At 30.0% G+C, this 15348-nt stretch carries 15 protein-coding genes; 14 read left to right on the forward strand and 1 reads right to left on the reverse strand.

Going from position 1 to position 15348, the window contains the following annotated elements; genetic code table 11:
* Positions 1-2 precede the first annotated feature (2 nt).
* The 5 genes from lpxA to sucD all read left to right on the forward strand — a co-directional run bounded on the left by lpxA (position 3) and on the right by sucD (position 3743).
* The gene (lpxA, locus tag G4L40_RS10770) at positions 3-791 is read left to right on the forward strand and encodes an acyl-ACP--UDP-N-acetylglucosamine O-acyltransferase (RefSeq protein WP_166237205.1); all 789 of its coding nucleotides are present in this window, start codon (positions 3-5) and stop codon (positions 789-791) included.
* Between the two features lie 34 nt (positions 792-825).
* The gene (efp, locus tag G4L40_RS10775; RefSeq protein WP_026725820.1) at positions 826-1392 is read left to right on the forward strand and encodes an elongation factor P; all 567 of its coding nucleotides are present in this window, start codon (positions 826-828) and stop codon (positions 1390-1392) included.
* 99 nt (positions 1393-1491) lie between these two features.
* Positions 1492-2433: a UDP-3-O-(3-hydroxymyristoyl)glucosamine N-acyltransferase gene (locus tag G4L40_RS10780; protein ID WP_166237206.1), complete on the forward strand. Its 942-nt coding sequence runs from the start codon at positions 1492-1494 to the stop codon at positions 2431-2433.
* The gene (locus tag G4L40_RS10785; RefSeq protein ID WP_166237207.1) at positions 2423-2785 is read left to right on the forward strand and encodes a hypothetical protein; all 363 of its coding nucleotides are present in this window, start codon (positions 2423-2425) and stop codon (positions 2783-2785) included. Before G4L40_RS10780 ends, G4L40_RS10785 begins: the two co-directional genes overlap by 11 nt.
* 85 nt (positions 2786-2870) lie before the next feature.
* Positions 2871-3743, forward strand: a complete 873-nt coding sequence (gene sucD, locus G4L40_RS10790) for a succinate--CoA ligase subunit alpha (protein ID WP_166237208.1) — start codon at positions 2871-2873, stop codon at positions 3741-3743.
* Between the two features lie 64 nt (positions 3744-3807).
* Here sucD and G4L40_RS10795 read toward each other — a convergent pair whose 3' ends face one another.
* Complete coding sequence (locus tag G4L40_RS10795; protein ID WP_166237209.1) at positions 3808-4992, reverse strand: cytochrome-c peroxidase; 1185 nt, start codon at positions 4990-4992, stop codon at positions 3808-3810.
* A gap of 138 nt (positions 4993-5130) precedes the next feature.
* Between G4L40_RS10795 and fabG the strand changes: the two genes are divergently transcribed.
* The 9 genes from fabG to G4L40_RS10840 all read left to right on the forward strand — a co-directional run bounded on the left by fabG (position 5131) and on the right by G4L40_RS10840 (position 15318).
* On the forward strand, positions 5131-5877 hold the full coding sequence (gene fabG, locus G4L40_RS10800) for a 3-oxoacyl-[acyl-carrier-protein] reductase (protein WP_166237210.1): 747 nt from the start codon (positions 5131-5133) through the stop codon (positions 5875-5877).
* 73 nt (positions 5878-5950) lie between these two features.
* The gene (locus tag G4L40_RS10805; RefSeq protein WP_166237211.1) at positions 5951-7978 is read left to right on the forward strand and encodes a hypothetical protein; all 2028 of its coding nucleotides are present in this window, start codon (positions 5951-5953) and stop codon (positions 7976-7978) included.
* Between the two features lie 84 nt (positions 7979-8062).
* Positions 8063-10021: an LTA synthase family protein gene (locus G4L40_RS10810; protein ID WP_166237212.1), complete on the forward strand. Its 1959-nt coding sequence runs from the start codon at positions 8063-8065 to the stop codon at positions 10019-10021.
* A gap of 155 nt (positions 10022-10176) precedes the next feature.
* A complete protein-coding gene (locus G4L40_RS10815; RefSeq protein WP_166237213.1) occupies positions 10177-10614 on the forward strand; it encodes a thioredoxin family protein in 438 nt (145 codons plus the stop codon).
* Positions 10611-11594, forward strand: a complete 984-nt coding sequence (locus G4L40_RS10820; RefSeq protein WP_166237214.1) for an FAD:protein FMN transferase — start codon at positions 10611-10613, stop codon at positions 11592-11594. Before G4L40_RS10815 ends, G4L40_RS10820 begins: the two co-directional genes overlap by 4 nt.
* Positions 11595-11596: 2 nt before the next feature.
* Positions 11597-11806 carry a DUF4266 domain-containing protein gene (locus G4L40_RS10825; protein ID WP_166237215.1) on the forward strand — a complete coding sequence of 70 codons (210 nt, stop codon included), beginning with the start codon at positions 11597-11599 and terminating at the stop codon, positions 11804-11806.
* A gap of 9 nt (positions 11807-11815) precedes the next feature.
* Positions 11816-13255: a DUF3570 domain-containing protein gene (locus G4L40_RS10830; protein ID WP_166237216.1), complete on the forward strand. Its 1440-nt coding sequence runs from the start codon at positions 11816-11818 to the stop codon at positions 13253-13255.
* Positions 13256-13265: 10 nt separating this feature from the next.
* Positions 13266-13925 carry a response regulator transcription factor gene (locus G4L40_RS10835; RefSeq protein WP_166237217.1) on the forward strand — a complete coding sequence of 220 codons (660 nt, stop codon included), beginning with the start codon at positions 13266-13268 and terminating at the stop codon, positions 13923-13925.
* The gene (locus tag G4L40_RS10840; protein WP_166237218.1) at positions 13918-15318 is read left to right on the forward strand and encodes a sensor histidine kinase; all 1401 of its coding nucleotides are present in this window, start codon (positions 13918-13920) and stop codon (positions 15316-15318) included. Before G4L40_RS10835 ends, G4L40_RS10840 begins: the two co-directional genes overlap by 8 nt.
* Positions 15319-15348: the final 30 nt, after the last annotated feature.

The raw sequence follows: 15348 nt of genomic DNA on the forward strand, positions 1-15348 counted from the left end.
ATATGAATCAACCATTAGCTTATGTGCATCCAGGTGCCAAAATAGCAAGAAACGTTGTAATTGATCCATTTACAACCATTCATAATAATGTTGAAATTGGTGAAGGAACTTGGATTGGTTCTAATGTTACCATTATGGAAGGTGCGCGCATTGGAAAAAATTGTAATATTTTCCCTGGTGCTGTAATTTCTGCTGTACCTCAAGATTTGAAATTTGGAGGAGAAGAATCATTAGCAGTGATTGGTGATAATACTACAATTAGAGAATGTGTAACCATTAACAGAGGAACGATAGCTTCTGGACAGACCAAGATAGGTAAAAATTGTCTAATTATGGCTACAGCTCACATAGCACACGATTGTCATATTGGAGACAATGCAATTATTGTTAATGGTGTTGCTTTAGCAGGACACGTTACTGTTGGAGATTATGCAATTATTGGAGGTTTAGCAGCCGTACATCAGTTTATTTCAATTGGTGAACATGCAATGATTTCTGGAGGAAGTTTAGTTCGTAAAGATGTTCCTCCATTTTCAAAAGCTGCAAAAGAACCTCTTTCATACGTTGGAATTAACTCTGTAGGATTGAGAAGAAGAGGATTTACAACAGAGAAAATTAGAGAAATTCAAGATATTTATAGAATTCTTTATCAAAAAAATTACAACACAACTCAAGCCTTAAGTATCATTGAAGCAGAAATGGAAGCAACTCCAGAACGTGATGATATCATTCAATTTATCAGAAATTCTTCTCGTGGAATCATGAAAGGATATACTGGAAGTTCAATTTAATAAATAATCAATACACAATAAAAATAAAAATAAAATGGCAAGTACATCAGATATTAGAAACGGATTATGCATCAAATACAATAACGATATTTACAAAATCATCGAATTTCTTCACGTAAAACCAGGTAAAGGACCAGCTTTCGTAAGAACAAAATTAAAATCGTTAACAAACGGAAAAGTATTAGATAACACATTTTCTGCAGGACACAAAATTGATGAAGTGCGTGTTGAAACACATACATTCCAGTATTTATATGCTGAAGGAGATCAATTTCACTTCATGAATAATGAATCATTCGAACAAATTACTTTAGATAAAAAAGTATTAGACGCTCCAGATTTATTAAAAGAAGGAACTAACGTAATGATTCAAATTAATGCTGAAACAGAAGCACCATTGTCAGTTGATATGCCAGCTTCGATTGTTTTAGAAGTTACTTATGCTGAGCCAGGAGTTAAAGGAAATACAGCTACAAATGCTACAAAACCTGCAACTGTTGAAACAGGAGCAACAGTAAACGTTCCGTTGTTTATCAATGAAGGTGATAAGATCAAAATTGATACAGCAACTGGAAATTATATGGAAAGAGTAAAAGAATAGTTTTTAATAATAAATGAAAAGTAATTAGTAAATAACCAATCAACTAATTACTTTTTATTTTTTTAAATTCACTATTTATTATTCACTAATCATTTATAAATGAAATTTTCAAAAACATATCCTCTTAAAGAAATAGCACAAATTATCAATTGTAATTTTGTGGGTGATGAAAATTTTCCAGTACTAGGTATGAATGAAATTCATGTTGTAGAATCTGGAGATATTGTTTTTGTTGACCATCCTAAATATTATGATAAAGCATTGCAATCAGCAGCAACTATTGTTTTAATTAACAAAGAAGTTGAGTGTCCAGAAGGTAAAGCGCTATTAATTTCTGATGATCCGTTTAGAGATTTTAATAAATTAACAAAGCATTTTAGACCTTTTATAGCTTCAAATATTGCTGTTTCTGATACTGCAACGATAGGACAGGGTACTGTAATTCAGCCAAACTGTTTTATTGGACACAATGTTCAAATTGGTAAAAATTGTTTGATTCATGCAAATGTTACGATATATGACAACACTATAATTGGTGACAACGTAATGATTCATGCAGGAACAATTTTAGGAGCTGATGCTTTTTATTACAAAAAACGCCCTGAAGGTTTCGACCAATTAATTTCTGGTGGACGAGTAGTTATCGAAGATAATGTTGGAATTGGTGCTTTGTGTACAATAGACAAAGGGGTTACTGGTGATACAACTATTGGAGCAGGAACAAAAATTGATAATCAAGTTCATGTGGGTCACGATACTGTAATTGGTAAAAAATGTTTAATCGCATCACAAACTGGTATTGCTGGTTGTGTTGTCATTGAAGACGAAGTAACTCTTTGGGGACAAGTAGGAACAACAAGCGGTATTACCATTGGTTCAAAAGCTGTAGTAATGGGACAGACGGGTGTAACTAAATCAATTGAAGGAGGAAAAACATATTTTGGAACCCCAATTGAGGAATCTCGTGAGAAATTAAAGCAATTGGCTAATGTGAAACGCATTCCTGAAATTATCGAAAAATTAAAGCAAAATGACAAATAGAGAAAAAATTGAATTTTTGTATAAAGAAGATGGAATTAGAGATAAAAAGTTTTTAGACACTTTAATCCATAATGATTTTAAACTAGAATGGGATAGCTCTTCAGGAAATTCTATTTTAGATAAAAATTTTATTTTAAATCTAAGTGAAGTTATTAATGCTAATTATGAAATTTCTTATTTTGAAATCTCACATCTTATAGAAGATAGCAATCAAATTGTAGTAAAATATAATCACAAAGTTGCTACGATTGAAAACCCAAAAGAAATTATGTTAATTGCAAAAGTAGTTGCCATTTGGTCTTTTCAAGATGGTAAAATCATCGATGGATATCTAATTAGCAAACCTAACTAAAAAAACACACTAAAAAATGCAACAGTATTTAGTAAAAAACTTATTTTTGCATCACAATTTTTAAACACAATTTAATTCATATATCATGAGCGTTTTAGTTAATAAAGATTCAAAAATAATTGTACAAGGTTTTACAGGTAGCGAAGGTACTTTCCACGCTTCTCAAATGATTGAGTACGGAACTAATGTAGTTGGTGGAGTAACTCCAGGTAAAGGGGGAACAATGCATTTAGAAAGACCAGTTTTTAATACTGTAAAAGATGCAGTTGAACAAGCTGGAGCTGATACATCAATTATTTTTGTACCGCCAGCATTTGCAGCTGATGCAATTATGGAAGCAGCCGATGCAGGTATCAAAGTTATTATTGCTATTACAGAAGGAATTCCAGTTGCTGATATGATTAAGGCAAATGATTATATCAAAGGTAAAAATTGTAGATTAGTTGGTCCAAACTGCCCAGGTGTAATTACGCCAGGTGAAGCTAAAGTTGGTATTATGCCAGGTTTTGTTTTCAAAAAAGGAACAGTTGGAATTGTGTCTAAATCAGGTACATTAACTTATGAAGCTGCTGACCAAGTTGTAAAACAAGGATTAGGTGTTACTACTGCTATTGGAATTGGTGGAGACCCAATTATCGGAACTACAACTAAACAAGCTGTTGAATTGTTAATGAATGATCCAGAAACTGAAATCATTATTATGATCGGTGAAATTGGAGGTCAATTAGAAGCTGATGCTGCTCGTTGGGTAAAAGCTGACGGAAATCGTAAACCAGTTGTTGGTTTTATCGCAGGTGAAACTGCTCCAAAAGGTAGAACAATGGGGCATGCTGGTGCAATTGTTGGTGGAGCGGATGATACTGCAGAAGCTAAAAAACGAATCATGAGAGAAAACGGAATTCATGTAGTTGATTCTCCAGCAGAAATTGGTAAAAAAGTAAAAGAAGTTTTAGGTTAATTCCTTTAAAATACAGATATAAAAAAATCCCGCAAAATGCGGGATTTTTTATTTTTTATCTTCTTTAATTAAAAGGATTTGACCACTTAGGATTTGTATATACATCACTTCCTGAAAGTGTTCTTAAAAAAGCAATCACTGCATTAACTTCTGTAGCTGTAAGATTAAGTTGTTGCCCAACACCTCCTGGAGTTAATCTTGGATCAAGATTCGTGTTGCCAGGTGCTAAATTTATAGTTCCATAATGACCTATAGCAGTTTGTAATGTAGTTATTACTCCGGTATGCATCATTGGCCCATTAGGAGTTCCATCTAATTTAACCAAATCACGTAGGGAAGGAGCACGAGTATTAGTTATATCTATTCCAGTTCCCGAAATTTTCCCAATAATTCCATTGTTTAATGTATTTGGGTCAATATCAAATTCTGGTGCTCTATGGCAACCGGCACAACCTAAACCGCCTGAAGTTCTAATACCATTTGCATCAAATACTGGAGGTGATAAGAATAAGTTTTTACCTTGATTTTCTTGAGGTGTAAAATTAGTAAATGGTTGGCCATCATTTGCTGCTAAAATTCTACCTGCATCATATTTTGAATCAAAGGATTGGATACTTCTTATAAATTGCGCCAATGCACTTTGAATCTTTACTTCAGTGATTTCTTCACTTCCATATACAAATTTGAAAAGTTCTTTATAGTAGCCAATAGAGCTTAATTTAGTTATTAAATCACTGAAGGCTAAATCTCCATTCTCACCACTAAATCCCATTTCTCCATGATCTTTAATAGGCATCGTAGTCTGTGTCTCTAAATTTAAAGCGCGTTCGTCCCAAAAAAATCTTGTTTCAGTGGCAAAACGGGTGTTTATTAAACGCATTGAATGTCTTCCTGTAGTTCCATTGACTCCTGTGCTAGCAATGTTTGTATCGCTAAAAGCATTTGCTTGTATGTGACAACTTGAACAAGATATAGTGTTGTTAGAAGATAAATTTTTGTCATAAAATAAGACACGACCAAGAGTTGCACCTTTATCTGTAATGCTATTTCCTAATGAATTATCTTTAATTATATAAGGAGGAATAGTTTGATTGGCATAATTTGCTAAATTTTCTAAATCTATTGATGAGCCAAATTCGGCTTCAATAAATGGGTAATCAGCAATGTCTTCATAGTTTTCATCTGAGCTATTGCTACATGAAGTTAATATAAAAATAGCCAAACATAAAGTTACAAGTTGGTTTTTCATATAGTTAGTTTTTTAAGTTAGTTTTTGTAAGACATCAATTATTAAAAAAGGTTTAATTAAAACCATCTTATTTTTTATACTTTAAATTATTCCTATATTTGAACTTTATTTGAAAACAAACTAACAAGTATATTTAATATGAAATTATTAGAAGGAAAAGTAGCTATTATTACTGGTGCTAGTCGCGGAATTGGTAGTGGAATTGCAAAAGTTTTTGCACAGCAAGGTGCAAGTGTTGCCTTTACATATAGTTCATCTGCAGAATCAGCAATGGCTTTAGAAAATGAATTAAAAGCTTTAGGTATTAAAGCAAAAGGATATCAATCAAATGCAGCAGATTTTAATGATGCTCAAAAATTAGTTGATGATGTAATTGCTGAATTTGGTACAGTAGATATATTAATCAATAATGCAGGAATCACAAAAGACAATTTGTTAATGCGAATGTCTGAAGAGGATTTTGATAAAGTTATTGAAATCAACTTGAAATCAGTTTTCAACATGACGAAAGCGGTTCAAAAAATCATGTTGAAAAACCGTAAAGGGTCTATCGTTAACATGAGTAGTGTTGTAGGAGTAAAAGGAAATGCGGGTCAAGCAAATTATGCTGCTTCAAAAGCAGGTATGATTGGGTTTACAAAATCGATAGCATTGGAATTAGGTTCAAGAAATATTCGTTGTAATGCAATTGCTCCAGGTTTTATTGAAACAGAAATGACTGCTAAGTTAAACGAAGATGTTGTAAAAGGATGGAGAGATGCAATTCCTTTAAAAAGAGGTGGTTCTCCAGAAGATGTAGCAAATGTTTGTGTATTTCTAGGCTCTGAAATGAGTGCTTATGTAACCGGACAAGTAATTAATGTCGATGGTGGAATGTTAACATAAAAGTAATTAGTGATTAGTGAATAGTAATTAGTAGGCTATTCACTAATTGCTATTCACTAATCACTTAAAAAAAATGACAACAAGCACAATTTTACTTCTTATCTTATCAGTAATTATTGCTGCTGGATTGTCGTTTTATCAATACTTATATAAAGTCAAAAATCAGTCAAAACTGTACTGGTTTTTGGCTTTTTTGCGCTTTATAAGTTTGTTTTCTATCTTTTTATTGTTAATTAATCCTATTATCAGTAGAAAAATCAACGAAATAAAAAAGACACCATTACCGATTGTTATAGATAATTCTAAATCAATTTCTGAATTAAAAGCAACTAAAGAAGCAAGCGAATTGCATCAAAAAATAGCTGATAATAAAGAAATTGCAGCAAAATATGATGTACAATTGTTTTCTTTTGATAACGAATTTGAACCATTAGAAGAATTAGATTTTAAAGGAAATCAATCACATATTGATGGTGTTGCTAAAAATTTAAAACAATTGTATAGAAATACAAATTATCCAGTTGTTTTATTTACAGACGGAAATCAAACTATGGGAAATGATTATGTGTTTAGTTTTCAAGAGAATACAAATGTTTTTCCAATTGTTTTAGGTGATACAACAACTGTTTTTGACTTGAAAATTAACCAAATAAACGTAAATAAATACGCATTTTTAAAAAACAAGTTTCCTGTTGAAGTGTTTTTACAATACAATGGAAATCAATCAATTTCAACAACTTTTGCTATTCAAAAAGGAAATCAAACCATTCATAAACAAACGGTTACTTTTTCAAAAGATAAAAAAGCACAATCTATTTCTGTTTTACTAAATGCTGATAAGGTTGGAATTACAAAATATAAAACTGTAATTTCTTCTAATGTAAAAGAAAAAAACACGTTTAATAATAGTAAAAATTTTGCTGTAGAAATTATCGATCAACGTAGTGAAATTGCTCTAATTTCAGATATCAATCATCCAGATTTAAGTGCTTTAAAACGTAGTATTGAGGTTAATCAACAACGTAAAGTAACTGTTTTTAAACCAAATGAAATCAAATCATTACAGAATTATAATATTTTAATTTTGTACCAACCAACTGCTTCTTTTAAGCCTATTTTTGAACAAAATAAAGCAGCACAAATAAATACTTTTATCATTACGGGTCTTTCTACTGATTTTAATTTTTTGAATCAATTTCAGAATGATTTATTATTCAAAATGTCAGCACAAAAAGAAGATTATTTAGCAACATTTGAATCAACTTTTAATCTATTTGCACAATCTAATATTGGTTTTGAAAACTTCCCGCCTCTAGAGCATAAATTTGGAACTATTGCAGCAAAAAGCAATCTAAATACTATGCTTACTGCCCGAATTAGAAACGTGCAATTGCAAAATCCACTGTTAACTTTTGCGGAAAATGGAAGTAAAAGAAATGCATATTTATTAGGCGAAAATATTTGGAAATGGAGATTGGAAAACAATTTAAACAAGAAATCTTTTGATGATTTTGATTTATTTACTGATAAAATTATACAGTTTTTAATAACCAATGCATCAAAAAAGAACTTAAACGTAACGTATGAGAGTTTTTATAATTCGGGCGAAAATATTGAAATAACAGCCGAATATTTCAATAAAAATTATGAATTTGACGATAAAGCTCAATTGACTATCCAAGTTGTAAACTTAAAGACAAAAGCTTCAAAAAAATACGATTTATTGAAATCAGCTACCAATTATAAAGTAAATTTAGACGGATTAGAATCTGGAAATTATTCGTTTAAAGTTATTGAAAAACAATCAAATACAAGTTTTTCAGGCGTATTTGAAGTGCTAGATTTTGATATTGAAAAACAATTTGTTAACCCTGATAAAGCTAGATTAGAACAGTTAGCGTCAAATACTAATGGAAAGATTTATTACACAAATCAAATAGAGAAATTAGCTAAATCGTTAATTGAAAATGAAAATTATATTCCAATTCAAAAAGAAACCATTAAAAAATCTCCACTTATTGATTGGACATGGTTGTTAGTATTTTTGATTGTATCACTTGGAGTAGAGTGGTTTGTGCGTAAATACAATGGCTTGTTGTAACTTAAGTAAATCTTAAGAATCAATTAAGTTGTCCTTAAGCATAATTTTTAACTGAAAAATGAAATTTGTTCAAAATTTCATTTTATGCAAATTAATTCATTTTTTTCTAAAAGATATGCTTTATTATTAGGCTTTTCTGGTTGGTTTTTGTTATTTTCTTTATTGCTTAGAATTGTATTTCTATTGTGGCAATTGAATGATTTAGATTTATCAGTTTTTAGTTTATTAAAAATTTTAGGAACAGGATTTCTTTTTGATGTAGGTGTTTTATCTTTTCTATTTGTTATTTCCAGCTTATATATTCTTATAATTCCACAAAAATGGATTGGGAGTACATTAGATAAAATAGCTATATATTTTGGTTTTTCATTAACCTTACTCATTTTTGTATTTACATTTTTTGCTGAAATTACTTTTTGGGAAGAGTTCAAATGTAGATTTAATTTTGTAGCAGTTGATTACTTAATTTACACATTTGAAGTAGTTCAAAATATACATGAATCTTATCCATTGTACATATTAATTCCATCTATGTTATTAATTACAGGATTTATTTTTTATTATTTCTGGAAAAAACAATTTTTCAATCTAACATTTAGTACTAAAGTTTCGTTTAAAAATAGATTTATCACGCTTCTTATTGCAATAGTTTTGATGTCTTTTTATATTGTTTTTGTAACTAATTCTAATGCAGAATGGTCAAAAAACAGATATAATAATGAAATTTCAAAAGCAGGAATTTATTCTTTCTTTGCAGAGTTGAGAAATAATAAATTGGATTTTAAAACATTTTATTCTTCAATCTCAGATGAAGAGGCTTTTCAGATAGTAAGAGATAATTTGCAAGAAGAAAATGCAAAATTTCTAACAAATGATTTTTCAATCAAGCGAAAAATAAAAGATAGTTTAAGTTCTGAAAATAAACCTAATGTTGTCTTTATTTTGATTGAAAGTATGAGTGCTAGCTTTATGTCAGAGTTTGGTAATGAAGAAAAAATTACTCCTTTTTTAGACAGTATTTCAAATCAGAGTTTATTTTTCAAAAACTTATATGCTACAGGAAATAGAACTGTAAGAGGAATGGAAGCAGTAACTTTATCAATTCCTCCAACGCCAGGTCAAAGTATCGTAAAGAGACCAAATAATTCAAATTTATATACCATATCAAATGTTTTTAAAAGTAAAAATTACCAATGTAATTTCTTTTATGGTGGAGATGGTTATTTTGACAACATGAATGCATTTTATGGAGGTAATGGTTTTGATATTTATGATAGAGGTAGAGGTAGTATTCTGAGTGATGCTATTAAAACTACTCGCCACAATATTGATGATAAAGAAGTTACATTTGAAAATGCTTGGGGTATTTGTGATGAAGATATTTATAATAAAATGATAAAGGTGGCGGATGAATATCATCAAAAAAAGAAGCCGTTTTTAAACTTTGTTATGACAACTTCAAATCATAGACCTTATACCTATCCAGAAAATAAAATTGATATTCCATCGGGAACAGGTAGAAATGGTGCGGTAAAATATTCTGATTATGCTTTACAACAAATGTTTGCTAAAGCAAAAAATAAACCTTGGTTTAAAAATACAATTTTTGTTTTTGTTGCAGATCATTGTGCTAGTAGCGCTGGTAAAGATGAAATTGATGTAAAAAATTATCAAATACCAGCAATTATTTACGGCCAAAATCTAATTAAACCTCAAGAAGTTACAAAATTATGTAGTCAAATAGATGTTTTTCCAACATTATTTGGACAATTGCATTGGAGTTATACATCAAACTTTTTTGGAACAAATGTTTTGTCTAACAATTATAAAGAGAGAGCTTTGATTGGTACTTACTTGAAATTAGCTTGTAAAACTAACAATAATGTTATGATATTATCCAATCAAAAAAATAATTCAAATTATACATGGAATTCTGTTTCGAATCATTTAAAAGTTGTTCCTATGAATAAATCAAAATTAAATGAAACCATTGCATGGTATCAAGCAGCAGATTATTTATATTTGAATGCTAAATTAAAATAAACTTAAAATTTGCTTAATCTCTTATGGAGAGTGCAATTTATTTCAATAAAAATAGTTTTTTTGTTAGTGATTAAAATAAAATACTTTTGGTAGGGTTTTTGGTTACTAAACTGTTATAACAACATAGTAATCCTTAATTAAATAAAAATAAAGAAATGAAAAAGATTTTATTCGGACTTTTGGTATTGGTTTCAAATATTGGTCTAGCTCAAGATTGGCAAACTGATTTTGAAGAAGCAAAAAAAATAGCTACAGAGCAAGATAAAAATATTATCATAGTTTTTTCTGGTTCAGATTGGTGTGCGCCATGTATAAAATTAGACAAAAACATTTGGCAATCTGAAGCATTTAAAAAGGAAGCTGCAGAAGAGTGGGTTTTAGTTAAGGCTAATTTTCCTAGAAAAAAAGCCAATGAATTATCAAAAGAACAAACAGAGCACAATAGAAAATTAGCAGAAAAATACAATATTGAAGGAAGTTTTCCTTTGGTTGTTATCTTGGATAAGAACGGAAAAGTTTTAGGAAAAATGGGCTTTAAAAACGTTTCGCCAGAAGAGTATATTAAAATGATTCACGCCTTTGAGAAAAAATGAGAATACTAACTGTTCTTTTATTTGTACTAATTAATAGTATTGCATTTGGTCAACAAGTTTTTAGAAAGAAAAAAAGCTTGTTGGGAAGTCCATTTGAAATAACTGTGGTTGCTACAGATTCTATTCAGGCTAATTCATATATTGATTTAGCAGTTTCGGAAGTTAAAAGAATTGAAAACTTAATTTCAGATTGGATTCCTACAACACAAATATCAAAAGTAAATCAAAATGCTGGAATTGTTCCGGTAAAAGTAGATTTAGAAGTATATGAATTAGTAGAGAGATCTATCAAAATTTCTAAATTAACATCAGGCGCATTCGATATCAGTTATGCTTCTATGGATAAAATTTGGAAATTTGATGGTAGTATGAAAGAAATGCCAACACCAGAAGCCATAAAAAAATCAGTTGAAAAAGTTGGTTATCAAAATATTATTTTAAATACAAAAGACACCACTATTTTTTTAAAAAACCAAGGCATGAAACTTGGGCTAGGAGGTATAGGTCAAGGATACATTGCTGATAAAATAAAAATAGTATTACAAGAAAAAGGTTGTACTTCGGGATTAGTAAATGTATCAGGAGACATTAACACTTGGGGCACACAACCCAATGGAGATGCATGGACCGTAGGTATTGTTAACCCGATGAATAAAAATAAAATTTTTGCAACGTTTCCATTAAATGATAGCGCGGTAGAAACTTCAGGAAGTTATGAAAAGTATGTAACTTTTAATGGAATACGTTATACACACATTATAGACCCAAGAACAGGTTATCCCGCAAGTGGCATTGTTAGTGTATCTGTTTTCGCTAAGCAAACGGAATTAGCTGACGCATTAGCTACAGGAATTTTTGTATTAGGTGTAGAAGTTGGATTAGATTTGGTTAATCAATTAAAAGGAATAGGCTGTATTATCGTAGATGATAAAGGCGCTATTCATGTTTCAAAAAATATAGACATCAAAAAATATCAATAATTATGAGAAAGATGATTTTAGCTATAATAGTTGTATTTTCAACTATTTCATGCAATTCAGTAAAAGAGTATGACAAGCAATATATTAATGACCCTGACATGAAATTATCGGCTAGAAGTTCTGAACGCTATGAAACTACTTTTCAAGTATATAGAGAAGCAGCTTCTGGAGCAAATGGAGGAAAAACTGGTGGTGGTTGTGGATGTAATTAAGAGTAAATTATGAAAAGTAAATTATTAATAGCCTTAGGACTAATTAGCAGCCTTGCTTTTTCGCAAGAAAAAGATTCGACGGATGTTGTATATAAAAAACGTGTTTTAGAAGGAATAGAAGTAGATTTTTTAGCTAGTTATTATAAACAAGATGGAATTCATTCCTCAGTTTCTGGTGGTATGGGTTCTGAGAAATTAACCGATTTAGCTTCAAATATAACAATCGCCATGCCATTGAATGATGACGATGTGTTAACTGTTGATGCTGGACTTTCTGCATATACTTCAGCTTCATCAAGTAATATCAATCCATTTAATGCTACAGGAGCTTCTGGTGGTGGAGACGACGACGACGATGATGACAAAGCTCCTGCTACAGGACCATATGGAACCCCGTGGCAAGCTTCTTCTGGTGCGTCAGCTCAAGATGTATTGGGTGCAGTAATGGTAAATTATAGTCACAGTAGTGATAATCGTAATTTTATTTGGAATGCTGATGTTGCTTTTTCAAATGAATATGATTATACTTCTATTGGTTTTGGTGGAGGTATGACTAAATTATTTAATGATAAAAACTCAGAAATTTCTTTAAAAGTTAATGTATATTTAGATCAGTGGAGACCAATTTATTCAACAGAATTACATGAGTATGCCAAGTATGGTGCGACTTTCCAAAATAATGGTTTTTTTAGTGGTGTAACTATTTTAGATCAAAATGGAAATGCTACCACAAGTTACTTGCCATCAGACTTTACAACCTGGAAATCTACTAATAGAAATTCCTATTCGGCTTCATTCGGATTTTCACAGGTAGCTACCAAAAAGATGCAATTCTCGTTATTCTTTGATATTCTGCAACAAGAAGGAATGTTATCAACTCCTTATCATCGAATTTACTTTGCCGATAAAGCAAATTATTACATTGGACAAGCACAATATATTCCAGATTATGAATCTACACAAAACAAAGGTGTATATCAGTTAGCTGATGATATTGAGCGTTTACCAAATACTCGTTTTAAGATTCCTGTTGGAGCACGTTTAAACTATTATTTGAATGAAAGATTGGCTGTAAGAACATATTATAGATATTATTGGGATGATTGGGGAATTACTTCTCACACTGCTAGTATTGAATTGCCAATAAAATTATCAGATAAGTTTACTGTTTTTCCAACGTATAGATATTATACTCAAGGAAATTCAAAATATTTTGCGCCTTACGAGACGCATTTGTCAACTGAAAAATATTATACATCTGACTATGATTTATCTACTTTTAATGCCAATCAATATGGATTTGGTTTAAATTATACAGATATTTTTACCAATGCAAAAATTTGGAAATTCGGACTTAAAAATATAGATTTTAGATTCAATCATTACGATAGAAATGATGGTTTAAATGCCAATATTGTTACTGTAGGAGTAAAATTTGTTGAACAATAGCAAATAAATTATGCACATTCTAATTGTTGAAGATGAAAAAGGAATTGTAGATTTTCTAAAACAAGGTTTAGAAGAGGAAGGTTTTACAATTTCAACCGCTACTGATGGTAAAGATGGACTTGAAAAAGCCTTGTCTTTACCTGTAGATTTAATACTTCTCGATTGGATGATGCCTAAAATGAATGGATTAGAAGTTTGTAAAGCTGTTAGAATTCAAAAATCAATTCCAATTATTTTTTTAACGGCAAAAGATACTGTACAAGAAACAATTGAAGGTTTGAAAGCGGGTGCTAATGATTATATCAAAAAACCATTTTCTTTTGAAGAATTATTAGAGCGCATAAAAATTCATTTTAGAATAAAGGATGAAGCAAAAATATTATCGCTTGGTAATATTACTTTAGACAAAAATAAATTTCAAGTTTTTGTGGATAATATTGAAGTTCCTTTGACCCAACGCGAATTTGAATTATTAGCTTATTTAATCAAAAATAAAGGGACCGTTTGTACTAGAAATAAAATAATTGAAGACGTTTGGGACATTCATTTTGAATATGATACGGGTGTAATTGATGTTTTTATGAATGCTATTCGTAAAAAACTAAATCTAACTAAAGATCAAGAATTAATTAAAACTATTAGAGGAGTAGGATATATTGCAAATGACTAATTTTTTTTCATTTTCATTTAGAAATAGAATTGCTTTTAATTATATTGTAAGTGGTTCAATTCTTATTGCAATAGTATTTTTATTTATTTATCACATAGTTAAATATAGTGTAAATCAGCATATAAATGAAGAAATTCAAGAAGAATTATACAAGCATTTAGATGATGTTACTACAGATTCAAATGATACTTATTTAATTCAAGTAGATCAGTGGAGAGCTCGCGAACACAACTCTATTAGTGTAAACCCTGTTTTTGTAGAGTTTTATGATAATAATAAACAACTTATTGATAGATCTCCAAATCTAAATACCTCTAATTTGAGACTTTTAGATGATTTTCATAATAATTTATTTATCAATTCAACACTAAATGGAATTCCTGTTAGACAAATTCAAACGGCTATCATAAACAAAAACAAAGTAGTTGGTTATCTTGTAATAGCAATGTCGTTAGAGGATTTTGAAATTGTCCAAATTTTAAAAAATATCCTTTTAATTTCGTTTCCATTAATCTTAATTATTCTCTATTTAATTGCTCGTTTTTTTGCAGGTAAAAGTATTAAACCTGTTAGTACAATTATAGAGACCTCTAGTCAAATTACAAAGGACAACCTACAAACCCGTATTCCTTTACCGGCAAATAAAGATGAATTATATGTTTTATCTCAAAATATTAATAATCTTTTAGATCGAGTTGAAAATGCAATAGAACGTGAAAAACAATTTACTTCAGATGCTTCTCATGAATTAAGAACACCTTTGGCAGTTATTAAAGGCACCATGGAAGTCTTAATTCGAAAGCCTAGAAACCAACAAGAATATGAAGAAAAAATCAACTTCTGCATTACCGAAGTAGATCGTTTGAATCATATGGTGGATCAATTATTGCTTTTGGCACGATTTGAAAACCAAAAACAAAATATTAAAAATGAATCTATTTATTTGAATGCATTAGTATTGGATAATCTAGCCCGTTTTTCAGAAAAAATAGAAGCAAAAAAATTGACAATTAAAACCAATTTTACTGCCGATTATCATTTACAATCGGATAATTATTTAATTTCAATTATTGTGAGTAATTTAATCTCAAATGCAATAAAATATACAGAAAATAATGGAGAAATTACCATTGGATTATCTCAAAATTCCAATGCAATATTGCTTTCTGTTGCCGATAATGGCATTGGTATTTCAAAAATAGATTTAGACAAAGTATTTAACTCTTTCTATCGTTCTGATAGTACAAATCAAGCTAAAATTAAAGGCACAGGATTGGGACTTTCAATCGTAAAAAGGCTTTGTGATTTGCTTAAAATTGAAGTTTCGGTTTCAAGTGAATTACAGGTTGGAACAGTATTTAATTTAAGTTTTCCTTTAGCTAAACTTAAGTAGTTCTTAAGCTATTTCTGTATACTATTTATT

Source organism: Flavobacterium celericrescens (assembly GCF_011392075.1).
GTDB classification, from domain to species: Bacteria; Bacteroidota; Bacteroidia; order Flavobacteriales; family Flavobacteriaceae; genus Flavobacterium; species Flavobacterium celericrescens.

What these genes read in the sequence shown, in the direction of transcription:
- lpxA (WP_166237205.1), top strand. Translation starts at nt 3, where the DNA reads ATGAATCAACCATTAGCTTATGTGCATCCAGGTGCCAAAATAGCAAGA.
- G4L40_RS10840 (WP_166237218.1), top strand. Translation starts at nt 13,918, where the DNA reads ATGACTAATTTTTTTTCATTTTCATTTAGAAATAGAATTGCTTTTAAT.
- fabG (WP_166237210.1), top strand. Translation starts at nt 5,131, where the DNA reads ATGAAATTATTAGAAGGAAAAGTAGCTATTATTACTGGTGCTAGTCGC.
- G4L40_RS10820 (WP_166237214.1), top strand. Translation starts at nt 10,611, where the DNA reads ATGAGAATACTAACTGTTCTTTTATTTGTACTAATTAATAGTATTGCA.
- G4L40_RS10805 (WP_166237211.1), top strand. Translation starts at nt 5,951, where the DNA reads ATGACAACAAGCACAATTTTACTTCTTATCTTATCAGTAATTATTGCT.
- G4L40_RS10780 (WP_166237206.1), top strand. Translation starts at nt 1,492, where the DNA reads ATGAAATTTTCAAAAACATATCCTCTTAAAGAAATAGCACAAATTATC.
- G4L40_RS10830 (WP_166237216.1), top strand. Translation starts at nt 11,816, where the DNA reads ATGAAAAGTAAATTATTAATAGCCTTAGGACTAATTAGCAGCCTTGCT.
- G4L40_RS10785 (WP_166237207.1), top strand. Translation starts at nt 2,423, where the DNA reads ATGACAAATAGAGAAAAAATTGAATTTTTGTATAAAGAAGATGGAATT.
- sucD (WP_166237208.1), top strand. Translation starts at nt 2,871, where the DNA reads ATGAGCGTTTTAGTTAATAAAGATTCAAAAATAATTGTACAAGGTTTT.
- efp (WP_026725820.1), top strand. Translation starts at nt 826, where the DNA reads ATGGCAAGTACATCAGATATTAGAAACGGATTATGCATCAAATACAAT.
- G4L40_RS10835 (WP_166237217.1), top strand. Translation starts at nt 13,266, where the DNA reads ATGCACATTCTAATTGTTGAAGATGAAAAAGGAATTGTAGATTTTCTA.
- G4L40_RS10810 (WP_166237212.1), top strand. Translation starts at nt 8,063, where the DNA reads ATGCAAATTAATTCATTTTTTTCTAAAAGATATGCTTTATTATTAGGC.
- G4L40_RS10795 (WP_166237209.1), bottom strand. Translation starts at nt 4,992, where the DNA reads ATGAAAAACCAACTTGTAACTTTATGTTTGGCTATTTTTATATTAACT.
- G4L40_RS10825 (WP_166237215.1), top strand. Translation starts at nt 11,597, where the DNA reads ATGAGAAAGATGATTTTAGCTATAATAGTTGTATTTTCAACTATTTCA.
- G4L40_RS10815 (WP_166237213.1), top strand. Translation starts at nt 10,177, where the DNA reads ATGAAAAAGATTTTATTCGGACTTTTGGTATTGGTTTCAAATATTGGT.